The organism is Gulosibacter sp. GYB002 (assembly GCF_036577665.1).
Classification (GTDB): Bacteria; Actinomycetota; Actinomycetes; order Actinomycetales; family Microbacteriaceae; genus Gulosibacter; species Gulosibacter hominis.
In genome coordinates this window covers 102,621-127,398 of the sequence record NZ_JARBDD010000014.1, presented here as the reverse complement: position 1 = coordinate 127,398, position 24,778 = coordinate 102,621, and the positions used below count along the sequence as shown (strand labels likewise).

24 protein-coding genes and 1 tRNA gene are annotated in these 24,778 nt (G+C 60.6%); 21 read left to right on the top strand and 4 right to left on the bottom strand.

Annotated elements, in window-relative coordinates; translation table 11 throughout:
• The first annotated feature begins 19 nt into the window (after positions 1 to 19).
• The 14 genes from hisG (at position 20) to PV375_RS08500 (ending at position 12,231) form a co-directional block, all read left to right on the top strand.
• Positions 20 to 856, top strand: a complete 837-nt coding sequence (gene hisG, locus PV375_RS08565; RefSeq protein ID WP_332106939.1) for an ATP phosphoribosyltransferase — start codon at positions 20 to 22, stop codon at positions 854 to 856.
• 5 nt (positions 857 to 861) lie between these two features.
• The gene (gene hisF / locus PV375_RS08560; protein ID WP_332106938.1) at positions 862 to 1,698 is read left to right on the top strand and encodes an imidazole glycerol phosphate synthase subunit HisF; all 837 of its coding nucleotides are present in this window, start codon (positions 862 to 864) and stop codon (positions 1,696 to 1,698) included.
• Positions 1,685 to 2,074: a phosphoribosyl-AMP cyclohydrolase gene (gene hisI, locus PV375_RS08555; RefSeq protein ID WP_332106937.1), complete on the top strand. Its 390-nt coding sequence runs from the start codon at positions 1,685 to 1,687 to the stop codon at positions 2,072 to 2,074. The genes hisF and hisI overlap by 14 nt, the downstream gene beginning before the upstream one ends.
• Positions 2,071 to 2,730 carry a Trp biosynthesis-associated membrane protein gene (locus tag PV375_RS08550; protein ID WP_332106936.1) on the top strand — a complete coding sequence of 220 codons (660 nt, stop codon included), beginning with the start codon at positions 2,071 to 2,073 and terminating at the stop codon, positions 2,728 to 2,730. Before hisI ends, PV375_RS08550 begins: the two co-directional genes overlap by 4 nt.
• Before the next feature lie 37 nt (positions 2,731 to 2,767).
• Positions 2,768 to 2,989: an HGxxPAAW family protein gene (locus PV375_RS08545; RefSeq protein WP_201516939.1), complete on the top strand. Its 222-nt coding sequence runs from the start codon at positions 2,768 to 2,770 to the stop codon at positions 2,987 to 2,989.
• A 2-nt stretch (positions 2,990 to 2,991) separates the two neighbouring features.
• Positions 2,992 to 3,765, top strand: coding sequence for an indole-3-glycerol phosphate synthase TrpC (gene trpC / locus PV375_RS08540; RefSeq protein WP_332107105.1), 774 nt, complete (start codon positions 2,992 to 2,994; stop codon positions 3,763 to 3,765).
• Positions 3,762 to 4,994 (top strand): tryptophan synthase subunit beta, encoded by a 1,233-nt coding sequence (gene trpB / locus PV375_RS08535; RefSeq protein WP_332106935.1) that lies wholly within the window; start codon positions 3,762 to 3,764, stop codon positions 4,992 to 4,994. The genes trpC and trpB overlap by 4 nt, the downstream gene beginning before the upstream one ends.
• Positions 4,991 to 5,773, top strand: coding sequence for a tryptophan synthase subunit alpha (gene trpA, locus PV375_RS08530; protein WP_332106934.1), 783 nt, complete (start codon positions 4,991 to 4,993; stop codon positions 5,771 to 5,773). The genes trpB and trpA overlap by 4 nt, the downstream gene beginning before the upstream one ends.
• Positions 5,773 to 6,816, top strand: coding sequence for a prolipoprotein diacylglyceryl transferase (lgt, locus tag PV375_RS08525; protein WP_332106933.1), 1,044 nt, complete (start codon positions 5,773 to 5,775; stop codon positions 6,814 to 6,816). Before trpA ends, lgt begins: the two co-directional genes overlap by 1 nt.
• A 38-nt stretch (positions 6,817 to 6,854) precedes the next feature.
• Positions 6,855 to 8,318: a pyruvate kinase gene (pyk, locus tag PV375_RS08520; protein ID WP_332106932.1), complete on the top strand. Its 1,464-nt coding sequence runs from the start codon at positions 6,855 to 6,857 to the stop codon at positions 8,316 to 8,318.
• A gap of 147 nt (positions 8,319 to 8,465) precedes the next feature.
• Complete coding sequence (locus PV375_RS08515) at positions 8,466 to 9,431, top strand: siderophore ABC transporter substrate-binding protein (RefSeq protein WP_332106931.1); 966 nt, start codon at positions 8,466 to 8,468, stop codon at positions 9,429 to 9,431.
• Complete coding sequence (locus PV375_RS08510) at positions 9,400 to 10,407, top strand: ABC transporter permease (protein WP_332106930.1); 1,008 nt, start codon at positions 9,400 to 9,402, stop codon at positions 10,405 to 10,407. The genes PV375_RS08515 and PV375_RS08510 overlap by 32 nt, the downstream gene beginning before the upstream one ends.
• Positions 10,400 to 11,422, top strand: coding sequence for an iron chelate uptake ABC transporter family permease subunit (locus PV375_RS08505; protein ID WP_332106929.1), 1,023 nt, complete (start codon positions 10,400 to 10,402; stop codon positions 11,420 to 11,422). Before PV375_RS08510 ends, PV375_RS08505 begins: the two co-directional genes overlap by 8 nt.
• Positions 11,419 to 12,231, top strand: a complete 813-nt coding sequence (locus PV375_RS08500) for an iron ABC transporter ATP-binding protein (protein WP_332106928.1) — start codon at positions 11,419 to 11,421, stop codon at positions 12,229 to 12,231. Before PV375_RS08505 ends, PV375_RS08500 begins: the two co-directional genes overlap by 4 nt.
• A 1-nt stretch (position 12,232) precedes the next feature.
• On the opposite strand, the gene PV375_RS08495 is transcribed toward PV375_RS08500, so the two are convergent.
• Positions 12,233 to 12,318 (bottom strand) — tRNA-Leu (locus PV375_RS08495).
• A 69-nt stretch (positions 12,319 to 12,387) separates the two neighbouring features.
• Here PV375_RS08495 and PV375_RS08490 point away from each other — a divergent pair.
• Positions 12,388 to 12,999, top strand: coding sequence for an ANTAR domain-containing response regulator (locus PV375_RS08490; protein ID WP_201516947.1), 612 nt, complete (start codon positions 12,388 to 12,390; stop codon positions 12,997 to 12,999).
• Between the two features lie 79 nt (positions 13,000 to 13,078).
• Here the strand turns inward: PV375_RS08490 and PV375_RS08485 are convergent, their stop codons facing one another.
• On the bottom strand, positions 13,079 to 13,501 hold the full coding sequence (locus PV375_RS08485) for a PaaI family thioesterase (RefSeq protein ID WP_332107104.1): 423 nt from the start codon (positions 13,499 to 13,501) through the stop codon (positions 13,079 to 13,081).
• Between the two features lie 194 nt (positions 13,502 to 13,695).
• On the opposite strand from PV375_RS08485, the gene polA reads away from it, so the two are divergent.
• The 4 genes from polA to PV375_RS08465 all read left to right on the top strand — a co-directional run bounded on the left by polA (position 13,696) and on the right by PV375_RS08465 (position 20,576).
• Entirely contained in the window at positions 13,696 to 16,356 is a 2,661-nt protein-coding gene (gene polA / locus PV375_RS08480) for a DNA polymerase I (protein WP_332107103.1), read from the top strand.
• On the top strand, positions 16,356 to 18,065 hold the full coding sequence (locus PV375_RS08475) for a DUF885 domain-containing protein (protein WP_332106927.1): 1,710 nt from the start codon (positions 16,356 to 16,358) through the stop codon (positions 18,063 to 18,065). Before polA ends, PV375_RS08475 begins: the two co-directional genes overlap by 1 nt.
• Before the next feature lie 158 nt (positions 18,066 to 18,223).
• Positions 18,224 to 19,672: a 30S ribosomal protein S1 gene (gene rpsA, locus PV375_RS08470; RefSeq protein WP_201516949.1), complete on the top strand. Its 1,449-nt coding sequence runs from the start codon at positions 18,224 to 18,226 to the stop codon at positions 19,670 to 19,672.
• 178 nt (positions 19,673 to 19,850) lie between these two features.
• On the top strand, positions 19,851 to 20,576 hold the full coding sequence (locus PV375_RS08465) for an alpha/beta fold hydrolase (RefSeq protein WP_332106926.1): 726 nt from the start codon (positions 19,851 to 19,853) through the stop codon (positions 20,574 to 20,576).
• On the opposite strand, the gene PV375_RS08460 is transcribed toward PV375_RS08465, so the two are convergent.
• A complete protein-coding gene (locus PV375_RS08460) occupies positions 20,573 to 21,184 on the bottom strand; it encodes a DUF4126 domain-containing protein (protein ID WP_332106925.1) in 612 nt (203 codons plus the stop codon). The genes PV375_RS08465 and PV375_RS08460 overlap by 4 nt on opposite strands.
• Positions 21,185 to 21,266: 82 nt before the next feature.
• Between PV375_RS08460 and coaE the strand changes: the two genes are divergently transcribed.
• Entirely contained in the window at positions 21,267 to 21,944 is a 678-nt protein-coding gene (coaE, locus tag PV375_RS08455) for a dephospho-CoA kinase (RefSeq protein WP_332106924.1), read from the top strand.
• A gap of 10 nt (positions 21,945 to 21,954) precedes the next feature.
• Here coaE and PV375_RS08450 read toward each other — a convergent pair whose 3' ends face one another.
• The gene (locus PV375_RS08450) at positions 21,955 to 22,647 is read right to left on the bottom strand and encodes a YigZ family protein (RefSeq protein WP_332106923.1); all 693 of its coding nucleotides are present in this window, start codon (positions 22,645 to 22,647) and stop codon (positions 21,955 to 21,957) included.
• A 56-nt stretch (positions 22,648 to 22,703) separates the two neighbouring features.
• On the opposite strand from PV375_RS08450, the gene uvrB reads away from it, so the two are divergent.
• Positions 22,704 to 24,770, top strand: a complete 2,067-nt coding sequence (uvrB, locus tag PV375_RS08445; RefSeq protein WP_332106922.1) for an excinuclease ABC subunit UvrB — start codon at positions 22,704 to 22,706, stop codon at positions 24,768 to 24,770.
• The last annotated feature ends 8 nt before the right edge of the window (positions 24,771 to 24,778 follow it).

Sequence of the window (24,778 nt, the reverse complement as noted above, 5' to 3'; positions counted from 1 at the left end):
AACTCGAAAGGAATTAACGATGCTGCGCATCGCAGTGCCGAATAAGGGCATGCTGGCTGAAACCGCAAACGAGATGCTTGTGGAGGCGGGGTATCGCGGACGCCGAGGCCGTGAACTCACCGCCATTGACCCGGCCAATGACGTCGAATTTTTTTATATCCGGCCCCGCGATATTGCCACCTATGTGGGTGAGGGCGTGCTCGATATCGGCATTACCGGCCGCGACCTGCTGCTCGACAGCGAATCGAGCGCGCAGGAGGTGCGCGAGTTGCACTTCGGTGACTCGACATTCCGTTTCGCGTCGCGCCCCGGCGAGTTCACTGATGTCACCGAACTGGCGGGTAAGCGCGTGGCTACGAGCTATGTGGGGCTGCTGAGCCGCTATTTCGCCGAGCGTGGCATCGACGCCGAGCTCGTGAAACTTGACGGCGCCGTCGAATCTTCAATTCAGCTCGGGGTCGCGGATGCAATTGCCGATGTGGTTTCGACTGGCAACACGTTGCGCGGTGCTGGCCTGGAGATTTTTGGTCCGGTGATTTTGAAATCGACCGCGGTGTTGATTTCCACGCCCGACAAGGTGGATTCGGCTTCGACGCTGATTAAGCGGCTCGAGGGTGTGCTGGTGGCGCGCGAGTACAGCATGATGGACTACGACATTCCAGCCGACCGGCTCGAAGCCGCACTCGAGGTGACCCCCGGGTTCCAATCGCCGACTGTCTCCGACCTGGTCGACCCGGAGTGGAAGGCCGTGCGTTCGCTGGTGCCGCTGGGCGATCTCAACCAGGTGATGGATCGGCTCAGTGAAATCGGCGCGCGGGCCATCCTTGTAACCGCGCTGCAAGCGGCTCGGATGTGATCGCAATGACCACGAACGGAACTGGTGGCACCGCGCCGGCAAACGGGTTGGCGGTGCGGGTTATCCCGTGCCTGGATGTGGCCGATGGTCGCGTGGTGAAAGGCGTCAACTTCCTGAACCTGCGGGATGCGGGTGATCCGGTTGAGCTGGCGGCCAAATATGCTGCCGAGGGCGCCGATGAGATCACTTTTTTGGATGTCACCGCAACCAGTGATGCGCGTGAGACAACCTACGATCTGGTCACCCGAACCGCCGAGCAGGTGTTTGTACCGCTGACGGTCGGCGGCGGTGTGCGCAGCGTCAAGGATGTCACGCGACTGCTCGCCTCGGGCGCCGATAAGGTCGGCGTGAACTCTGCGGCGATCGCCCGTCCCGAACTCATTGACGAAATTGCGGCGCGTTTTGGTGCCCAGGTGCTGGTGCTGTCGCTCGATATTCGCCGCAGCAACGAAACCGAATCTGGTTTTGAAGTGACCACTCACGGCGGCCGCAAGGGCACCGGCCTTGACGCGATTGCCTGGGCCCGGGAAGCGTGTGAGCGGGGTGCCGGTGAGCTGTTGGTCAACTCGATGGATGCTGATGGCACCAAGGCCGGGTTTGATCTAGAGCTGACACGGCTGGTACGCGAGATCGCAACTGTGCCGGTGATTGCATCCGGTGGCGCTGGCGCACTCGACCATTTTGCACCGGCGATTGCTGCTGGCGCGGATGCGGTGCTGGCCGCGAGCGTTTTTCACTACGGTGAGTTCACGATCGCCGAGGTGAAACACGCCATCGCCGAGGCCGGCTATCCCGTGCGCCAACCCGGTGACGGTGAGGCGGTTGCAGATGCGCAGCGTTGAGGGGCTCAGCGAGTCGGAGATTGCCACGATCGTCGACTCGGTGTGCTTTAACCATGACGGGCTGGTGCCCGCCATCGCGCAACAGTTTGACAGCGGCGAGGTGCTCATGATGGCGTGGATGAACGCCGAATCGCTCGCCGAGACGCTACGGCACCGGCGGGTGGTGTACTGGTCGCGTTCGCGCGGGGAACTGTGGCGTAAGGGAGACACCTCGGGCCACAGCCAGCAGCTGGTGTCCGTTGCGCTCGATTGCGACCGCGACACCGTACTGCTCGGCGTTCATCAGGTGGGCGCCGCCTGTCACCGCAATACGCGCACCTGCTGGGACACGGACGAGCTGGCTGTGAGGTTCACGCAGCCGATTGGAGATCTGTGACCACAACCGAAATAAATTCGCCACAGCTTGCTCGGGGACGCGCATACCAGCGGGCCGCGATGCTGCTGGTGCTGGCCGGAGCGCTGGCGGGTCTTGTCGCCACGCTGCTGCCGTGGGTAACTGTGCAGGTCGAAGGCGGTCAGCAGCTGAGTGCCAGTGCCGATGTGGCAAATCCAGCAACCTTGGCGCTGTCGCTTGCCGGTCTCGCGAGCGTCGCAGCGCTCTGGCTCGTTGGCCGCTGGCCGCGCGTTGTACTCGGAGTGCTGCTGGTGCTGATCGGCATCGCCGGCGTCGTGACCGTGGCAACAATGGCGGATGCACAGGTGCTGCAGCGAGAGCTCGAACAGCAACTGCACCTTGACCCGGCCGGTGCGCTCAACAGCAGTGCAGACCTAATGCCGGCTCGCACATTTGCGCCGTGGCTGGCGATGCTCGGTGGGGCATTGCTCGCCATCGGCGGCGCGTTGGCCGCCACAACCGCACAGCTGTGGCGAGGCGGCGGACGGCGTTACGCGGTAGCCGGTGGCGGGGTAGCATCCGAATCAGCTGCGCAAACGAAAGCCGACGTGCGAGTAGACCAGTGGGATGCACTCAGCGCGGGTGAAGATCCGACGCTCGATGACGAGGATGTCTCCAGCCGCGAGAATTCACAGTAGACTAGCGAGAGTTCCAGACCTCTTGAAGGAGTTATGCATGTCGAACCAGCAGGCAGCCATCGAGCACTACGAGGACGAGGGCCACTCGGTCGCCGGGTGGATCGGCGTCACGCTGATCATGTTCGGTTTTGCGCTGGGTGCTGTTGGCCTGTTCATCGAATCTGAGGTGCTGGTGTGGATCGGTGTGGCTTGCGTGCCTGCCGGCGCAATCATTTGGCCGATTCTGAAGGCTATGGGGCTCGGGCCGAAGGAAGCGTAGTGATTCTCGACGACCTGTTTGCCGGGTCGCTCGAAGACGCTGCCCGCCGTCGCGAACAGCTGCCGACGGCCGAACTCGAACGTATTGCTCTCGCACAGGCACCGGCTATCGCTGCTGCTGTAGCCCTGCAGCACGATGATCAGGTGCACATTATTGCCGAGGTGAAGCGCGCTTCGCCCTCACGCGGGCGCCTCGCCGGTATTCCCGACCCGGCGGAGCTGGCTCGCCAATACGAACAGGGCGGTGCCTCAGCGATCAGTGTGCTAACCGAGGAACGCAAGTTTTTGGGATCGCTTGATGATCTGCGCGCGGTGCGTGCCGCGGTTGATGTCCCGGTGCTGCGCAAGGAATTCATCGGCGAGGAGTACCAGATTCTTGAAGCTCGCGCCGCGGGCGCCGATCTGGTGCTGCTTATCGTGGCGAGCCTCACCCAGGCACAGCTAGAGCGGCTCAAGCGCTTCACCGAACAGCTCGGTATGACCGCCCTCATCGAGGCACACACCCGCGATGAATTTGCGCGCGCGCTCGATGTGGATGCGCGGGTGCTCGGCGTGAACGCGCGCGATCTAAAGACCTTTGAGCTGCATCCCGAACTATTTGCCGAGCTTGCGCCGGAATATCCCGAGGGCGTGGTTCGGGTGGCCGAATCTGCGGTGCTACGCCCCGAACACGTGCGTGCCTATCGCGATGCCGGCGCCGATGCGGTGCTCATTGGTGAGGCGCTCGTGACCGGTTCCGACCCGGTGACAGCCATTAAGGAGTTCAGAAGCGTATGAGCGAGCAGCAGCTGCGCCACGCCGAAGGTCCCTACTTCGGCGAGTTTGGTGGACGATTTGTGCCCGAAAGCCTGATGGCAGCGCTTGATGAGCTGACGCAAGAGTGGGATTCGGCGAAGCGCGACCCGGAGTTTTTGGACGAGCTTCGTCGTCTGGGCCGCGAATATAGCGGTCGACCGTCACTGCTCACCGAGGCACCGCGATTTGCGCAGCACTGCGGGGGAGCGCGCGTTTTTCTCAAACGGGAAGATCTCAACCACACCGGTTCGCACAAGATCAACAATGTGCTCGGTCAGGCACTGCTCACCAAGCGCATCGGAAAAACTCGCATCATTGCTGAAACAGGCGCTGGCCAGCATGGCGTTGCGACCGCGACCGCGGCAGCACTGTTTGGGCTTGATTGCACCATCTATATGGGCGCGGTCGACATCGCGCGGCAGAGCCTAAATGTGGCGCGGATGCGATTGCTGGGCGCCGAAGTAATTTCGGTGGCCTCGGGTTCACAGACGCTGAAAGACGCGATCAACGAAGCATTCCGCGACTGGGTCGCGAATGTTGAAACCACCAACTATCTTTTTGGTACGGCAGCCGGTCCGCATCCGTTCCCAGCACTGGTTCGTGATTTGCAGCAGGTCATCAGTGAAGAGGCCCGCGAACAGATTCTTGAGCGCACCGGAAGGCTTCCGGATGCGGTGCTCGCCTGCGTTGGTGGCGGTTCAAACGCGATCGGCATGTTCGAGGCCTTCCTCGATGATCCACAGGTGCGCCTTTACGGTGTCGAGGCCGCCGGTGACGGGCTGAACTCGGGCCGTACCGCCGCGACAATTGAGGTGGGCCGGGCTGGTGTGCTGCACGGAGCGCGCACCATGCTCATGCAGGACGCCGATGGCCAGACCATCGAATCGCACTCGATCTCGGCCGGGCTCGACTATCCGGGCGTTGGCCCGGAGCACTCGTGGCTGCATTCGATTGGCCGTGCAGAATACATTGGCGCCACCGACTCGGAGGCGATGACCGCGATGCGGCTGCTCTCGCAGAGCGAGGGCATTATTCCGGCAATTGAGTCGGCACACGCGCTTGCGGGGGCGATGCGCGTCGGTAAGCAGCTCGGTGAAGACGCGATCATCGTGGTGTCGCTATCGGGCCGCGGCGACAAAGACATGGAGACCGCGATGAACTGGTTTGCGCTCGGTGATGCGAACCGCGTGATCGGGGAGGGGCAGCTGTGAGTGAACTCGTCTCGGTGCTTGATCGGGCCCGTGCGGAGCGTCGCGGCCCGCTGATCGCCTACCTGCCCGCCGGGTTTCCCGATTTTCAAACTTCTGTTGATGCCGCGGTGGCGCTCTCGGAAGCCGGCGTGGATGCGCTTGAGTTCGGCGTGCCCTACTCCGATCCGGTCATGGACGGTCCGGTTATCCAGGCAGCCTGCCAGCGGGCGCTGCAGGCCGGTTTTCACGTCGACCAACTTTTCCGTGCGATCGAACAGGTGCGTTCGCGGGTCGATATGCCCATCGTGGTGATGGGCTACTACAACCTGATGCACGCTCGCGGCGTCGACAATTTCGCCCGCGATCTGAAAAATGCCGGTGGTGCCGGTATGGTGACCCCCGATCTCATCCCCGAAGAGGCCGGTGAGTGGCTGACCGCATCCGATAAATACGATCTTGACCGCATCTTCCTCGCGGCACCGACCTCGAGCGATGAGCGGCTGCGCAAAATCATCGGAGTCTCGCGAGGCTTTGTTTACACGGTTTCGACCATGGGAATTACCGGGGCACGAGCCGACGTCGACCGCGCGGCCCGCATTCTGGCCGACCGACTGCACGACCTTGGCTGTGAACGTGCCTGCGTGGGCATCGGTATTTCCACCGCCGACCAGGTGCGCGATGTGCTCGGTTACGCCGAGGGAGCGATTGTTGGTTCGGCGCTGGTACGGTCGCTTGCCGAGGGCGGTGTTACCGCGTTGTCTGCCACCACCACCGAACTTGTTCGAGGAACGGAACGTTAATGCCACCGGTACTGACCGCCATCCCGTCACCACCGCTCGAATGGCGTGCCTTCGCGCTCGGGCCGCTGACCATCCACACCTATGCGCTCATCATCGTGGCTGGGATTGTTGTCTCGGTGCTCTGGACGAACCAGCGCATGACCCGCCGCGGCGGTGAACCGTGGGTGATCATCGATATCGCGATGCCGGCGGTGCTGCTGGGCCTTGTTGGTGCGCGACTGTGGCACGTGTTTACGCATCCGGCCGACTATTTTTATCCCGGCGCGAATTTTTGGAATATTTTTGCGATCTGGGAGGGCGGTAACGCCATCATTGGTGCGCTCATCGGCGGGGCGATCGGTGCCTGGTTGGTGTGTCGGGTGCGAGGCATCCGGTTCCTTTCGTTTGCGGATGCGGCCGCACCGACGATTCTGCTCGCGCAGGCAATCGGCCGACTCGGCAACTGGTTTAACCACGAGCTTTTTGGCTGGCCCACGAATCTGCCGTGGGGGCTGGAAATTTTACCGACGAACCCCGCCTATCCGTCCGGTCTGCCGGCTGGCACGCTCTTCCATCCGACCTTTCTGTACGAGCTGCTGTGGAATCTCGCCGGTGTTGGCGTGTTGCTGCTGCTTGAACGGATGCTGCGCTGGCGAGGCGGGCGGATGCTCGCCGGATATCTCATCTGGTACGGCCTGGGACGAATGGCGATCGAATCGATTCGCGTCGACTATTCGGAAGTGATTTTTGGGATGCGCTCCAATGTGTTTGGCGCGCTGCTGATGGTGCTTGTTGGCGTGGCGGTGTACATCGTTGCCGCGCGCCGTGACCGTGAGACGCCTCTCGAACGCACCATTTATGTGTCGAACGAGCCATTTGTACCCGAAGACACCGATGCCAAGACTGCGGGTGTGACTGCTCCAGATGCTGCGACAGCAGATTCGGTTGACACCCAAGATTCGACCGGAGCCGAACGCCCCGGTGCCGAGAGCCGCGAAGCGTTGCCGGATGCATCCGATGACGCCGTCGGTAACCCCGACAGTCAAACCACATCGGTCAGGTAAAGTGCTGCCCGGATTCGTCACGTATTGATCGGAGGATCATGAATCGTCGCGCAAAGATCGTTGCCACGCTGGGACCGGCCGTCAACACACCCGAGGGGATCCGCGCACTGCTGAGTGCCGGTGTGAACGTGACTCGCTTCAACCTCAGTCACGGTGACCACACCGTGCACAGCCAAAACTACGAACTGGTTCGTGAGGCTGCCGCCGAACTCGGCCACCAGGTGGCGATTCTCGTCGACCTACAGGGGCCGAAGATTCGCCTCGGTAAGTTCGATGATGGTGCGCCATATGAGCTGGCTGAGGGCACGCTGTTCAAGATCACCACTGACGACATCGTTGGTAATCACGAGATCGTGAGCACCACCTTCAAAGGGCTACCGCAGGATGTGCGGGTGGGCGATCCGTTGCTGATCGACGATGGCAAGGTGATGCTGCGTGCGGTCGAAGTGTCAGACACCACTGTCACCGCGCGCGTGGAAGTGCCCGGCCCGGTGTCGAACAACAAGGGCATCAACCTCCCCGGCGTGGCCGTGAACGTGCCCGCACTGAGCGAAAAAGACGAGGCTGATCTGCGCTGGGCGCTGCGTATCGGTGCCGATATCATCGCGCTTTCATTCGTGCGCGGCCCCGAAGACATCCATCGAGTGCACCAGATCATGGAAGAAGAGGGCGTCACACTACCGGTAATCGCCAAGATCGAAAAACCGCAGGCGGTTGACCGGCTGGCTGAGATCGTGGATGCATTCGACGGCATCATGGTTGCGCGCGGCGACCTGGGCGTCGAATTGCCGCTCGAATCGGTGCCCATCGTGCAAAAGAAGGCCATTGAGCTGGCACGTCGCCGTGCAAAGCCCGTGATTGTGGCCACGCAGATGCTCGAGTCGATGATGAGTAACCCGCGCCCCACCCGTGCCGAGGCATCCGACTGCGCCAACGCGGTGCTTGACGGCGCGGATGCGCTGATGCTCTCGGGGGAGACGAGCGTGGGGCAGTATCCGATCGCGGCGGTTGAAACGATGAGCCGCATCATCGCATCCACTGAGGAACACGGACTGAACCGTATTCCGCCGCTCGGAACGAAGCCGTTTACACAGGGCGGTGCGATCACGCTGGCCGCGGTCGATCTCGGCGAGTTCCTTGGTGCGAAGTATCACTGTGTGTTCACCGAGTCGGGCGACTCGGTGCGCCGACTCGCGCGCCTGCGGCCGCGCATCCCAATTCTTGGATTTACGCCGCGCGAATCGATCTGTCGGCGTATGAATCTGTACTGGGGCGTGGAAGCGACGCTCGCCGAGCGGGTGACCCACACTGATGAGATGTTCCAGCAGGTGGAGCGCTATTTGCTCGACAACAACCTGGCTAAGCGCGGCGACAAGGTGATCATCGTTTCGGGGATGCCTCCCGGGGTTCCGGGGTCGACAAACGATGTGCGCGTGCATCGGGTGGGCGAGGCAGAGGACCAGAGTATCCCCGCCTACCGGGGGCGCCACACTCGCGAATAGTTCGATAGCTCTTGCTGTGGCGGCGAGCTCCGGACCGGTTGCGCCCCGGTTCAAATGCAAGCTTGCGCTACATGGTTAGGTAAGGCTAACCTTACCTATAGGTCGTGGAGTGATCACGACTTTCGTTAAAAACCAGGAGTTATTCGTATGCGCATTCGTCGCATTTATGCTGCAGCGGTTGCCGCTGCAGCTGCCTTCGCCCTCACCGCCTGCTCGTCGGCGGCAGCCCCGAACGAGTCGGCAAGCCCCAGCCAGGGTGCAGCCGCCGCGGATCTGACACTCACCACGGTTGACGGTGAGCGCACACTTGATGCGGTGCCCGAGCGCGTGGTCGTACTCGACTATGCGAGCCTCGACACGCTCAACGCGGTGGGGAAGTCGGATGTTGTGGTTGGTACCGCCACTAAGTCGCTGCCCGAGTCATTGAAGAACTATGCCGATGTCGAAAGCGTTGGCACGCTCAAAGAACCCGACTTTGAGGCGATTGCCGAACTCGACCCGGATCTGATCATCATCTCGGCCCGCCTGGCTGAGCAGGCGCCGCAGCTCGAGGAGATCGCCCCGACGGTGAACCTGTCGAGCGACTCAAAAAATTGGCTTGAAAGCGTGAGCGAGCGCGCACTCGACCTGGCAGCGCTGTTCGGCGAAGAAGCAGCTGCTCAGGAACGTGTTGACGAGATCACGGCGGCGGCTGACGAACTCCGTGGCAAAGCCGGTGAAGCCGGTAAAACCATGTTTGTCATGAGCTCCGGTGGCAAGCTCTCCACCTATGGCCCCGGTGGTCGATACGGCTTCGTTTTCGATGACCTTGGCTTCGAATCTGTAGATGAAGCGGCAGCCGCTGACGAAGCGCGTCACGGCAAGGAGATTTCGTTCGAATACATCGGCGAAAAGAACCCCGCACAGCTGCTGGTGATTGACCGGGATGCGGCAATCGGTCGCGAGGGACAGGCAGCCGAGCAGGTGCTCGACAACACGATTGTGAACGCCACCGATGCTGCCAAGAATGATCGAATCACCTACCTCGATGCGGCCAGTTGGTATCTCGTGGGTGGTGGCCTTGACACCACCAAGAGCATGATTGACGAACTCTCCGCTGCAATCGGTGGATAGTTTTCAGCGCAGTTTTTCGCGCTGGGGGTTGTGGGCGCTGATCGCCCTCACCTTGGCCGCGAGCGTCGTCAGCCTCGGAATCGGGGCTGCCGGCGCTGGCGGCGTTTCCAGCGCCACAAACGACATCAACCTGCTGTGGACCAGCCGCGTGCCACGCACGATTGCGCTGCTACTTGCCGGTAGTGCCATGGCCCTCAGCGGCATGATCATGCAGATGTTGGCGCGCAACCGCTTTGCCGAGCCCTCTACCGCCGGCACGGTCGACTCGGCCGCGCTGGGTATCGTGTTGGTGATGGTGTTTTTTCCGGGCATTCCTGTGATGGGGAAGCTTGCGGTTGGTGCACTGGCCGGCCTCGCGGGGACGCTCCTGTTCATGCTCATCCTCAAACGCATCCCGATGCGCGACCCACTCATGGTGCCGCTATTGGGCATCATGCTCGGTAACGTTATTGGCGCGGTGGCGTCGTTTATCGCCTATCGCACCGACCTGCTGCAATCACTCGGCAGCCTGCAGTCGGCAAGCTTCAGCGCGATCATTGAGGGACGCTACGAGCTAATGTGGATCGCCGCCGCCCTCACCGTCGTGGCGTTTATTGCTGCCGACCGGTTCACCGTGGTCGGGCTGGGCGATAACCTCACCACCAACCTCGGCCTGAACTACACACGCATTGTGCTGCTTGGGCTGGCTATCGTGGCGCTCAACACAGCTATCGTTGTCGTGCATGTGGGAGCAATCCCGTTTATTGGCCTCGTTGTTCCGAACCTGGTGGCGATGCTGCTCGGTGACAATGTGCGTCGAACTGCACCCTGGGTGCTGGTGCTCGGGATGCTGCTGGTGCTCGTGAGCGATATCTTTGGACGTCTCATTAATTGGCCCTATGAGGTGCCGCTTGGGCTCGTGATGTCAGTTGTGGGTGCCGCGATGTTCCTCACCATGCTGCTGCGGCCACGGCGGAAGGGAGCGGCTCATGGCTAGTCTGAGTCAAATAGCGGTGAATTCGCGCCACTCCGGCAGCACCGCCGGTGCCGCTCAGCGTGCGAACCAGCGGCGGGACCTGATCGTCATGGTGGTGCTGGCGGTGTTCATGGTCGCGCTCATTGCCGCGTACCTGCTGGTCGACCTCAGTGGCAATGTCGACTACGTGCTCGGACGTCGACTGCGCTCGATCTGGGCCTTCGCGTTGGTTGCGATTGCGATCGGGATTTCGACCGCAACCTTTCAGACCATCACCGCTAACCGGTTGCTGACCCCATCCATCATGGGATTCGACTCTCTTTACATCCTGCTGCAAACCGTCATCGTGTTTTTGATTGGCGGAACTGCGACGAGCGTATTCGGCACGGTCGGGAGTTTTTGGCTCGAGGTGGGCTGCATGGTCATCTTCGCCGTGCTGCTGTATAGCTGGCTGCTACACACTCAGGTGCGGGTGCACACGCTGCTGCTCATTGGTGTCGTGCTCGGAATGCTTTTCCGAAGCGTTTCGACTTTTTTGCAGCGAATGATCGACCCCGACACCTTCATGACCCTGCAGAACACCTTTTTCGCATCCTTTACGAACGTGCCCAAAGAGCTGCTCTTGCCAGCATCAGTCTTGCTAGTCATGAGCATGGCGGTGAGTTGGTACGATCATCGCCGGCTCGATGTGATGGCGCTGGGCGTACCGGTTGCCACTAATCTGGGTATTTCACCGCGGGCGATGCGGGTGCGCACACTCACTTCGGTGGCGTTGTCGGTATCGGTGGCAACCGCACTGGTGGGGCCGGTGACCTTCTTCGGTCTTATCGTGGTGCATCTGGCATATCGGATGCTGCGCGTTTCGCACCATGCCACGATGCTGCCAACCGTGGCGCTCATCGGCATGATCGCCCTCGTCGGGGGACAGCTGCTGGTGGAGCGAGTGTTCCAACTCGACATCGCACTCGCGATGATCGTGGAATTTGTGGGCGGACTGCTATTTATTGTGTTAATTCTGAGGAGGAAGCCGCTGTGATCACCATCGATTCGGTTGTGAAGCGCTTTGGTGACACTGTCGTGGTTGATGATGTCTCGTTGAGAATTCCACCCGGCGGCGTGACATCGATTATTGGCCCGAACGGGGCGGGTAAATCAACCCTGCTTTCCCTCATGAGCCGCCTCGAGCCGATGAATGCCGGCGTGATCACTGTGGACGGTCTCGACGTCAGCAAGACCAAATCGGCCGTCCTCGCCAAGCGGCTCGCTATTTTGCGGCAGGAAAACCACGTCACCATTCGACTGACGGTGCGCGACCTCGTCGCCTTCGGGCGATTTCCACACACGCAGGGACGGATCACCGATCACGACAATGTGCTGATCGATCAGGCGCTGGCGTTTTTGGGACTCACTGAGCTGCAAGACCGCTTCGTCGACGAACTTTCGGGTGGACAGCGGCAGCGTGCGTTTGTGGCGATGGTGATCTGTCAGGACACTGACTATGTGCTGCTTGATGAGCCGCTCAATAACCTCGATATGCGTCACTCGGTGGCCATGATGCAGCACCTGCGCCGCATCGCGACCGAGCTGGGTAAAACCATCGTGATTGTTGTGCACGACATCAACTTCGCCTCGGTGTACAGCGACACCATCATTGCCATGCGTGAGGGGCATGTGGTGGTCCAGGGCAAACCTGACGAGGTGATGACCGAACGTAAACTTGCCGAAATTTACGACATGTACATCCCGATTCACGAGATTGAGGGTCGACGTATCGGTATGTATTACTGGGCGCCCGAAATGCCGGTGCGTCGCGAGCAGCGAGCAATCGAGAAGCAGCGCAAATAATTGGTGCCGATGGTGGGAGTCGAACCCACACGTCCTTGCGGACAGCGCATTTTGAGTGCGCCGCGTCTGCCATTCCGCCACATCGGCATGTGTTGCTCACAATGAGCGTTCTTCAATTTGAAGTGTTTTTCAACATGAGTAGAGTAGCCTGATTTTGTGACTGATACTGATGCACCCCAAGTTCCACGGCGCGTCGTCGTCGCTGAAGACGAGTCGCTAATCCGAATTGACATCGTTGAAACGCTTCGCGACAACGGATTTGACGTGGTCGGCGAAGCCGGGGACGGCGAAACCGCTGTGGCATTGGCGCGCGAGCTGCGGCCCGATCTGGTCGTAATGGATATCAAGATGCCGAAGCTCGACGGTATTGCCGCAGCCAAACAGCTGACTGACGACAATGTCGCGCCAGTGGTGCTGCTTACGGCGTTCAGCCAGCGTGACCTTGTCGAGCGGGCGACTGAAGCCGGCGCGCTTGCCTATGTGGTCAAACCATTCACCCAGAACGACCTGCTCCCGGCGATTGAGATCGCGCTCGCACGCCACCAGCAGATCGTGGCCCTTGAAAACGAAGTTGCCGATCTTGCCGAACGATTTGAAACGCGCAAGCTGGTCGATCGCGCCAAGGGCCTGCTCACCGACAAGATGGGTCTGAGCGAGCCGGAAGCGTTTCGCTGGATTCAAAAAGCCTCGATGGACCGCCGCCTCACCATGCACGAGGTCGCCCAGGCGGTTGTCGAGCAGCTGGCTCCGAAAAAAACCGGCAAATAATTCCGCTCATGCCGCCGCCCCGCATCAGAGGCGTGTGGCAGCGGCGCAGACGGCTGACGGAAAGCGGCAACGCTGCCCGTCAGCCGTTGAGTTTCCGAATGAGATTGGTGATGCGCACCGTCGAGCACCGGCGGCCATCCGCATCCCGAATGATGATTTCGTGCACCGTTACCGATCTGCCCAGGCTGATGGCGGTGCACTCACCGGTCACCCAGCCGCTGGTTGCTGAGGCGGTGTGAGTGGCGTTGATATCGATACCCACTGCGTAGTGCTCGGGCGAAATCGTGGTGGCGTGGGCATACGCCGACATCGACCCGAGCGACTCACCCAGCACACAGTTCGCGCCGCCGTGAAGCAACCCGAGCGGCTGTGTATTGCCCTCGACCGGCATCACTGCGACGGTGCGCTCGGGCGAAAACTCGATCAGGTAGATCTGCATCGTGGCCGCCAGCGCGCCCGTACCGCGGCCGTGAGTGATGTGCAGCTGGTCGGGAACTAGCATCCCATTGATGGTTTCGCCGACATGTGCGGTGGGCGCGATCGGTGGCGGGGGAGTGTGCATCGGGCTCAAGCCTCCTATTTGGGTGGAGATCTGCGTGGGTGGGGATCTCCTGAGTGAACGGGAGCGTCGCAGCTGAACGGACCAGTAGGCTGGCCACTGTGACAACGAAACAGCAGCAACCCAAGCCCACGCTCATGGTCATCGACGGCCACTCGCTCGCGTTTCGGGCATTCTATGCCCTGCCGGTCGACAGCTTCGTGAACAGCGAGGGGCAGCACACCAACGCCATTCACGGATTCGTGTCGATGCTGCTGTCACTGCTGCGGGATGAAAACCCCTCACACCTTGCCGTCGCCTTTGACGCGGGATCAAAGTCGTTTCGCAACCGGGAATACCCCGAATACAAGGCCGGTCGGCAAGAAACGCCACCGGAGTTCCGCGGGCAGATTGAGCTATTGCAGCAGGCGCTCGAAGCCATGGGCATTATCTGGCTGCAAAAAGATGACTTTGAAGCAGACGATATTCTCGCCACGCTCGCGCACGCGGGTGAGCGGGACGGCTACCAGGTGCTTGTGGTCTCGGGAGACCGGGATGCAATTCAGCTGGTTAACGATGAAACAACGCTGCTCTATCCGGCGGTGCAGGGAGTTTCGAAGCTCACCCGCTACACCCCCGAAAAGGTCGCCGAAAAATACGGTGTCGGTCCCGAACGCTACTCAGAACTGGCGGCGATGGTGGGCGAAAAAGCCGACAATCTGCCCGGGGTTCCGAAAGTCGGCCCGAAGACCGCGGCGAAATGGCTCAACCAGTACGGTTCGCTCGAATCGATTCTCGAACACGAAACCGAACTCACTGGCAAAGTGGGCGAGTCATTCCGTGAACACCGTGATAATGCGATTCGTAACCGCAAACTCAATCAGCTGCTCACCGATGTTGAACTCGGTGTCGAGCCAGACGGGCTTGAAATCGCACCGGTGGATGTGGATGCGGTGCGCGAGCTGTTTACCCGGCTGCAATTTCGCACCCTGCAAGACCGGGTGCTGAAGCTGGCAACCGAGCGTGACGGTGCCGCTGTGAGCCGAGCCGCGCATCCCGCGGCTGAGCTGATGGTGCATCGCGACCTGAACGCCGACAAGCTGCGCGAGTGGATTGCGGATCAAGAGCCCGGCTGCCCCCTCGGTATCGGGGTTGAGCTCGTGTTCGGTGCCGATACCAAGAGCAGCACGACGCTGTTGCAGGCCGGCCTCGGTGGTAACGACTCAGCAGCGGTGGTTTCCACGCCCGATGCGCTGGCAGTGGTGGTGGAGTGGCTTGCCACCGAAACTCCGAAAACTTTCTTCACCGCGAAACCGCAGCTGCGACAGGCAATCGACGCGGGAATCGTCATTGGCGGCCCGATTAATGATGGTCGTATCGCCGCATTTCTCGGCAACCCCGTGGGCGTACCAAAGCGGCTTGCCGAACTGGTGTTGCGCGAACTCGGCGAAACGCTTCCCGAGTCGGCCCCCGAAACGCTGCTGGATGCTGACGAGGTGGGAGACAGCGTCGACGCCGGGTCGATCGGAGCGGATGCGTGGTTCATCCGTCGCGCTACCGAAGCCGCCGTTGCTTCGCTGCCCGAACCCACGAAGCCGGTGTTTACCGATATTGAGGTGCCGCTCATCCCGGTGCTGGCACAGATGGAATCGAGCGGTATCGCCATCGACACCGAGCTGCTGGCTGAGCTCTCGCGCGAGCAGGGGGAGCGCGCCGCAGAATTTGAGCAGCAGGCGTTTGCCGCCATCGATGGCGAGCGTATTAATCTCGCGTCGCCAAAGCAGCTGCAGGCGGTGCTATTTGACAAGCTCGGCATGCCAAAAACTCGACGCACGAAAACCGGCTATTCAACCGACGCCGAGTCACTTGAATCGCTCGAGCTGAAATCGCCCCATCCGTTCCTCGGAGCGCTGCGCGGCTATCGTGACTGGACCAAACTTCGGCAGATGACCGAGTCGCTCCGAAAGTCGGTGGCGGCGGACGGTCGCATCCACACAACCTATTTGCAGACCGGGGCCGCAACCGGTCGGCTGGCTTCTGCTGACCCCAACCTGCAAAACATCCCGATTCGCAGCCCAGAGGGGCAGCGCATCCGGTCGGCATTTCTTGCGGGTGAGGGATATTGCGAGCTGCTCACCGCCGACTACTCGCAAATTGAGATGCGCATCATGGCGCACCTCTCACAAGACCGTGATCTGATCGACGCGTTTGTGCGTGGGGAAGACACGCACCGATTTGTTGGCTCACGGGTGTTTGGTGTTGCGCCCGAGGATGTTGATCCCGAGATGCGCACCAAGGTGAAGGCCATGTCATACGGGCTCGTGTATGGGCTCAGCCCCTTCGGGCTTTCTAAGCAGCTGGGGATCCCGGTTGCGGAGGCGAAGGCACTGGTGGCGGGGTACTTTGAACGTTTCGGTCGCGTGCGTGACTATCTGCGGGGCTCGGTTGAGCAGGCCGCGAAGGATGGCTACACGCAGACGCTGTTCGGTCGACGGCGTCCGTTTGGTGATCTCAACTCAACCAACCGGGTTGCCCGCGAGAACGCGCAGCGGGCGGCACTTAACGCGCCGATTCAGGGCACCGCGGCCGACATTATTAAAATCGCGATGATTCGGATCAGTGAACGCATGACTCGCGAACAATTGCAATCGAAACTGCTGCTGCAAGTGCATGACGAATTGATCTTCGAGGTTGCTGAGGGAGAGTCCGAGCGGCTCGAGCAGCTGGTGCGCGATGAAATGGGTTCAGCTGCAGATCTTGATGTGCCATTGGATGTTTCGGTGGGACGCGGCAAAAACTGGCAGGAGGCAGGACACTAATGACACAGCCACAGGTAGGGGATGCTTCGGAAGCGCGGGCAGCAACGCCGCTGGATGCGTTTTGTGAGCGCTGGGTAGATCAACTCGTTGAGCTCTACCCCGAAATGCGAATTGACCTCGCACGTGCGGGCGATCTAGCCGCCTACGCCGACTATTCACCGGCCGGTATCGCAGGCGACCGCGAGCTGGTGGCTCGAGCGCTGCGCGAACTGGCTGAGGTGCCGGTGCAGGACGAGGTCGACCGCGTGACCGAACTCGAGTTGCGTCGCGACCTCGAACTGAGACTCGCGCTGATTGACGCGGGAATGCCGTATCGCGATGTGAACAATATTGCGACGCCGGCGCACAGCATCCGCGCAATTTTTGACCTGATGCCGCAAGAGAGCGCCGATGACTTCGCCGTCATTGCCGAGCGAATGCGACGGGTGCCCGAAGCGGTTTCGGGATACCTCGAGACGCTGCGCGAGGGTGTGCGGCGCGGGCATGTGGCAGCTAAACGCCAGGTGCGTGAGCTCGCCGACCAAACCGCTGCCTACGCCAAATTGAACGGGCCGTTCGGTGAACTTGCGGCGGCGGGGGCAGCGATCGCGCCCGAGCTAGCTGAAGAACTCGCGGCCGCTGCGCGAGATGCGGCCGAGGCGTATGGCCGACTCTCGCTGACGCTGCAGCGCGAGATCGAACCGGCCGCGAATGACTCGGATGCGTTTGGGCGCGAGCTCTACGCGCTCAACTCGAAAATGTTTGTGGGTGCCGAGATTGACCTCGACGAAACCTATGAGTGGGGTGTCGCCGAACTGCAGCGCATGATCGCCGAGCAGCGTGAAATTGCCGACTCGTTTGAACCCGGTATCGCAATCGCCGACCTTGCCCAGCGACTCGACGATGACCCGAAATACCGCATTGAGTCGGCGGAAACATTCCGTGACTGGATGCAGGTGCGCGCCGATCAGGCGGTTGCCGACCTCGCCGGTTCGCATTTTGAAATCAGCGACCAGATGCGTGCCATCCGCTGCATGATCGCGCCGACCAACGAGGGCGGTATTTATTACACTGGCCCGAGCGAGGATTTTTCGCGCCCCGGCCAGATGTGGTGGTCGGTGCCGGAGGGTGTGACCAGTTTTGCCACCTGGCGCGAGCTAACCACGGTGTACCACGAGGGAGTTCCGGGCCACCACCTGCAGATCGCTACAGCGACGGCTCAAAAAGGGAGCCTCAACACCTGGCGCCGCATGAACTGGTGTTCGGGACACGGTGAGGGTTGGGCTCTGTATGCCGAACGGTTGATGGATGAGCTCGGTTACCTCGATGACCCGGCCTACCGCTTCGGGATGCTCGATGCGCAGCGGATGCGTGCGGCACGCGTGGTGCTCGATATCGGCGTACACCTTGGCAAAGAAGTACCTGCCGAGTTCGCCAGCGCCGATGATCGTGGCCGAGTGTGGGACTACGATTTCGCGCTCGCATTCATGACCGAAAACATGATGGCGGATCCTGGCTCGATTCGTTTTGAGGTAAACCGCTATTTCGGTTGGGCGGGACAGGCACCCTCATACAAGGTGGGGCAGCGCATTTGGGAACAGCTGCGGGAAGCGGCCGCGCAGCGCGCGGGTGCGAACTTCTCGCTGCGTGACTGGCACACCCGGGCCCTGAAACTCGGCACTGTGAGCCTGGATACGCTGCGCGAGGTGCTTGCGGCCGAGAGTAACTAGCCGAGCGCCCGAGCTGGTCGGGTAGATATTTACCGAAAAAGTAGGGTAGACTCGAACAGCATTTTTGTGCGCTTTATCCGTTTCTGGATGTTGCGAATGGCAAACCCGCCACTGCTGCAGTCCAGCCGACCCTATCCATCCTCTGGAGCACGACCTACATGACGAATCCCACGACCGATCAGGCGAACAAGCAGATCGCAGTTAACGACATTGGGACTGCGGATGATTTCCTCGCCGCGGTCGAACAGACTATGAAGTATTTCAACGACGGCGACCTGATCTCGGGTACCGTCGTTCGCATCGACCGCGACGAGGTGCTCCTCGACGTTGGTTACAAGACTGAGGGTGTTATCCCGCAGCGCGAACTCTCGATCAAGCACGATGTCGACCCCGACGACGTTGTCGAACTCGGTGACGAGATCGAGGCCCTGGTCATCCAGAAGGAAGACAAGGAAGGTCGTCTGCTCCTCTCGAAGAAGCGCGCACAGTACGAGCGCGCCTGGGGTGACGTCGAGAAGATCAAGGAAGAGGACGGTGTCGTTACCGGTACTGTCATCGAAGTGGTCAAGGGTGGCCTCATCGTTGACATCGGTCTGCGTGGCTTCCTCCCCGCTTCGTTGATCGAGCTGCGTCGCGTCCGTGACCTCACTCCCTACCTCAACCAGGAGATCGAGGCGAAGATTCTCGAGCTCGACAAAAACCGCAACAACGTGGTGCTTTCGCGTCGTGCGCTGCTCGAGCAGACCCAGTCGGAGACCCGCGCGAACTTCCTCAACCAGCTCCAGAAGGGCCAGGTGCGCAAGGGTGTCGTTTCGTCGATCGTTAACTTCGGTGCGTTCGTCGACCTCGGCGGCGTTGACGGTCTCGTCCACGTCTCGGAGCTCAGCTGGAAGCACATCGACCACGCCTCGGAGGTTGTCGAGGTTGGTCAGGAAGTCACCGTTGAGGTGCTCGAGGTCGACATGGACCGCGAGCGCGTTTCGCTCTCGCTGAAGGCGACCCAGGAAGACCCGTGGCAGGTGCTCGCTCGCACCCACGCCATCGGCCAGATCGTGCTCGGCAAGGTCACCAAGATCGTTCCGTTCGGTGCGTTCGTGCGCGTCGCCGACGGCATCGAGGGCCTCGTTCACATCTCGGAGCTGTCGAACCAGCACATCGAGACCGCCGACCAGGTCGTTTCGGTGGGCGAAGAGCTCTTCGTCAAGATCATCGACATCGACCTCGAGCGTCGCCGCATCTCGCTTTCGCTCAAGCAGGCGAACGAGGGCGTTGACCCGGACGGCGTCGACTTCGACCCCGCCACCTACGGCATGCTCGCCGAGTTCGACGAGCAGGGCAACTACAAGTACCCCGAGGGCTTCAACCCCGAAACCAACGAGTGGATGGAAGGCTTCGAAGCCGAGCGTGAGGCTTGGGAGCAGGAGTACGCTCAGGCTCAGGGTCGCTGGGAAGCTCACAAGGAGCAGGTCCGTAAGGCCCTTGCTGCCGAGCCGGTCGCTACCGAGGCTCCGCAGGGTTCGTTCTCGAGCGAGTCGGATGACAGCTTCGGCACTCTCGCCGACGATGAGTCGCTCGCTGCGCTGCGCGAGAAGCTGGCTGGCCACTAGTCGCTAGCTTCACGGCATTGCCGCTTTTACTTCGGGGGGCAGTTCTTCACGAACTGCCCCCCGAAGTGGTTTTCCACCGGCGAATCTGCGTCAAATCCACGTGTCTCAGTCGCAATTTCCTCTCAGATGGCACCACTAGATTCGCCTTCGACACCTTCATCTGGGCAAGGAGCGAGTGATGGACATTGTGCTGATTGGCGGGCTTTGGTTACCGTCTCATGAGTGGGCTCCGACGGTTTCCCCCTTGGCGGAGCTCGGACACCGAGCACTCGTTGTCGATTTGCCGGGTCAAGACGACGACAACGGTGCCGCCACGCTGAGCGATCAACTCGATGCGGCACTAACTCGTATTGACGAAGCAAACCGTCCACTTGTGGTGGGTCATTCCGCAGCGGCAACACTGGCATGGATGGTGGCTGATGTCGCGGGCGATCGGATCGCCGGTGTCGCATTCATAGGTGGTATCCCGCAACCCGACGGTGCGAGCTACGCTGACTTCTTTCCAGCGGTTGACGGGTGGATGCAGTTCCCTGGTTGGGAGCCATTTTCGGGCCCCGACTCGGCCGATCTCAACGAAGAGACAAAACTTCGGCTGCAAGCAGCGCTGCGACCGGTCGCCGCAACAGTGAGCCAGTCGGCAGTCTCACTTTGTAACCCCGACCGCTTTGGGATACCGGTGACGATCATTTGCCCAGAGTTTTCACCCGCCGAAGCGCGTGCTTGGATCGACGGCGGCGAAGTACCTGAACTCACGCAGATACGAAGAATCAAGCTTGTTGATATCGACTCTGGTCACTGGCCGATGGTGTCTTGTCCCAATCGGCTCGCCGTTGCACTTGATGAGGTTGCTCATTGGTGTGAAGCCGAGGGCGTTGCGTCTAGTGAGACCGGAGGGCTTGACTAAGCGGGCCTTGCGGCAAGCTCGCGGCGAGTTCGACGCCGTATGCGGAGCATCCGTACGAACGTCAACGCGAGCAGGATGAGTGCCGCGAACAGTAGGAGCACCAGAACCGGAGCCAATAGTGCTGCCGCAACAAAACCAATGCTCATGGCATCCTCACCGGTGGAGATCACCGGCGTGACGACACCAGCTGTTGTCGTGGTGGCTGCGGCTCGGGTAGAGGCCTTGGCGAGGTGAATGCTCAACGAGATCACAATGCCGACAACCACTGAGATCCACGTTTGCTCGGTGAACAGGCCACCCGGATCAGCGACGGCAGTTGTGGTGGCGGCGGTGCCAGCACCAAAGACGATGCCACCGGAAGCGGGCCGAATGACGGTCTGCGCCACATCGTTGATCGAATCGACAACTGGAACCTTGTCGGCGATGAGTTCGATGGTGCCGAGTACCGCAACCAGGATGAGCATCCAGTCGTTCGTGATCCACGCCCATCCCGCCGGTAGCGAAACGAGATCGGTGAACCGACCAAGTAGACCGATGGCGAGCAACGGAATATAGGCGTTGAGACCTGCCGCCGAAGCAAGCCCGATCCCAGTGAGTGTTTCCAGCATGTTTTGTCTCCTCGGGAGTAGTCTGGCATGACAAGGAAGTTTGCTTCGCATCGGTGCGTGGCCCGGCCCTAAGGAGGTTCCAGTGACGACAATCGCACTCACCGGAGGGATCGCCTCTGGGAAGACCACTATTTCGAACCGACTTCGTGAGCTCGGAGCGTTCATCATCGACGCCGATGAAGTGGCCCGCGAAATCGTGCAACCCGGCACCCCGACGCTGCGCGCCATCGTGGAGCGGTTCGGTGAGGGAGTGCTTGAAGCAGATGGCAGCCTCAACCGGAAGGCACTCGCCGAGATCGTTTTTAACGATGACGATGCCCTCGCCGCGCTCAACGACATTACGCATCCCGAAATTCGCCGCGTGACCAACGAACGTATTGATCGCATCCGCGCCGAAGAGCCCGACACAATTTTTGTGCACGATATTCCGCTGCTTGCCGAAAACCGCTCCAATTTTGACTATGACGAAATTTGGGTGGCGGATGCACCGGCATCGGTTCGTCTTGAACGGCTCATGGAAACCCGAGCGATGAGCCGCGAAGAGGCGCAGGCCCGCATTGACGCGCAGGTGAGCGATGAACAGCGCCGCGTGATCGCGGATGTGGTGATTGACACCACCCGGCAGCTTGCTGAGACGCTCGACCAGGTGGATGAACTGTACGCCCGACTACGCGCCGGTGAGCTCGCGACGATTGATGAAGTGAGCTACGACACGGCGCCAATCACGATCCCAAAAGAAGAGCGCAGCGACGAAAGCTAATCGGTAAGAGCTAGCGCAGATCAACCCAGCCGGTGTCCAGCAGCTCGAGGTCGGCCGTGCCCTGCGAAAGCGCGGCAATTTCAGCCTCGAGTGCGGCCACCTCGTCCGGTGCGTCCGGGATTCCGAGTGTGAACCGCACATCGGCGGTGTCGTAGTCGGTGCCGAGTACCGCGACATCCTCGCTGCGCAGTTCGTTTTCCCACCGACCGGCAGCATCAAGCGGTGCTGTCACCGTATACTTTCGCGTTTGCTGGCGGGTAATAAAGCGTGCCGTGGCCAGCGCCTCGGTAACAGAGTCGGCGTAGGCGCGCACCAGTCCGCCGGTTCCGAGCAGCACGCCGCCAAAATAGCGCACCACCACCGCAATCGTGTCAGACACATCAGCCACAGCTGTGCCCGGCCCCACAAATCCGGTGAGCGCTTCGAGCATCGGGGCACCGGCGGTGCCGGACGGCTCGCCGTCATCGTTTGAGCGCTGGAGCTGGCGGCTCGCGCCGAGCACAAACGCCGAGCAGTGGTGGCGGGCAGTGCGGTGTTCTTGGCGAATCAGCTCGATAAACTCGCGAGCCTCATCCTCCTGTTCAACCCGGCCGAGATAGGTGATAAACCGCGAGCGTTTGACCTCGAGCTCATGCTCGACATCGTCTGCCAGCACGCTGTACGCCGGGGCGCTGTGGAGATTCGGATCGGGCGCGGCAACCATGTCTCGAGTGTACTGATTGCGCGGCTGGCATCAGGTTGGCGGCATAGGCTGAACATATGGAACCAACCCGACTTGTGCGCCCGTTTGAAGTGGTGAGCGAATATCAGCCCTCCGGTGACCAGCCGCAGGCGATTGCTGAGCTCGCGCAGCGAATCAACGCAGGTGAGACAGACGTGGTGCTTTTGGGCGCAACCGGTACGGGTAAATCGGCGACGACGGCCTGGCTGATTGAGCAGGTGCAGCGACCCACGCTCATCATGGCGCACAACAAAACGCTTGCCGCGCAGCTGGCGAATGAGTTTCGGCAGCTCATGCCGAATAACGCGGTTGAGTATTTCGTCTCGTACTACGACTACTACCAGCCCGAAGCCTATGTGCCACAAACCGACACCTTCATCGAAAAAGACTCGTCGATTAACGATGAGGTTGAGCGGCTGCGGTATTCGACCACCAACTCGCTGCTTTCGCGTCGTGATGTGGTGGTGGTGTCGACCGTTTCATGCATCTACGGTCTCGGTAAACCCGAGGAGTACTACGACTCGATGCTGGCGCTGCACGTGGGGGATTTCGTCGACCGTGACGAGATCATCCGCAAATTTGTGGCGATGCAGTACAGCCGCAACGATGTGGCGTTTGAGCGCGGCACTTTTCGGGTGCGTGGTGACACCATCGAGATTATTCCGGTGTATGAAGAGCTCGCCATTCGCATCGAACTTTTTGGTGACGAAGTGGATGCGATCAGTATGCTCAATCCGCTCACGGGGGACGTTGTGCGTGAGGCCGACTCGGTGAGCGTGTTTCCGGCATCTCACTATGTGGCGAGCCAGGATGTGATGCATCGGGCCATGGACGGTATCCGTACCGAACTTGCCGAGCGGCTGCAGGAGTTTGAATCGCAGGGGAAGCTGCTCGAAGCGCAGCGGCTGCGGATGCGTACCGAATTTGATCTCGAAATGATGGAGCAGATCGGATTTTGCTCGGGCATCGAGAACTATTCGATGCATATTGATGGCAGGCACCGGGGCGAGCCACCGCACTGTCTGCTCGACTACTTCCCGGATGATTTTTTGCTGGTGATCGACGAATCGCACGTGACAGTGCCGCAGATTGGTGCGATGTATGAGGGGGATGCCTCACGCAAGCGCACCCTGGTCGAATACGGTTTCCGTTTGCCTTCAGCCCTCGATAACCGGCCGCTGCGCTGGGATGAATTCAAAGAACGTATTGGCCAGACCGTCTATCTGTCGGCAACTCCCGGCAAATACGAACTGTCTCAGGCGGATGGTGTGGTCGAACAGATTATTCGCCCCACCGGCCTACTCGATCCAAAGATCGTTGTGAAGCCCACGAAGGGACAGATTGATGATCTGCTCGAAGAAATTCGTGTGCGAGTCGAAAAAGATGAGCGGGTGCTGGTCACCACACTAACTAAACGGATGGCCGAAGACCTCACCGAGTTTCTCGCCGAAAACGGTGTACAAGTGCGCTATTTGCACTCGGATGTCGACACGCTCAAGCGGGTGGAGCTCCTCAGCGAATTGCGTGCGGGGCAGTTCGACGTGCTGGTGGGTATCAACCTGCTGCGCGAGGGGCTCGACCTGCCGGAGGTGTCGCTGGTGGCAATTCTTGACGCCGATAAAGAAGGCTTTTTGCGTTCATCTACTTCGCTTATCCAGACGATCGGGCGTGCTGCTCGAAATGTTTCGGGCGAGGTGCACATGTATGCCGATAAAGAGACCGAAGCGATGCGGGTTGCGATCGAAGAGACCGAGCGCCGTCGTGCCAAACAGATGGCGTACAACAAAGAACACGGCATTGACCCGAAACCGCTGCGCAAAAAAATCAACGACATCACCGAGGTGCTCATTCGTGAGGGACACGACACCGAAGAATTGCTTTCGAGGCGTTCCCGTGACGATCGCCGCAGCACCACCCCGAATCTGCGTCGTGAGGGGATCGGCGCCGAGGGAGCGGAGACGCTCGAGGCGATCATCCACGACCTCAACGAGCAGATGCTGCAGGCCGCGAGCGAACTCAAATTTGAGTTGGCGGCGCGGCTGCGTGATGAGCTTGCCGAGATGAAAAAGGAGCTGCGGCAGATCGAAAAAGCGGGCCACGCCTAACTGGACCA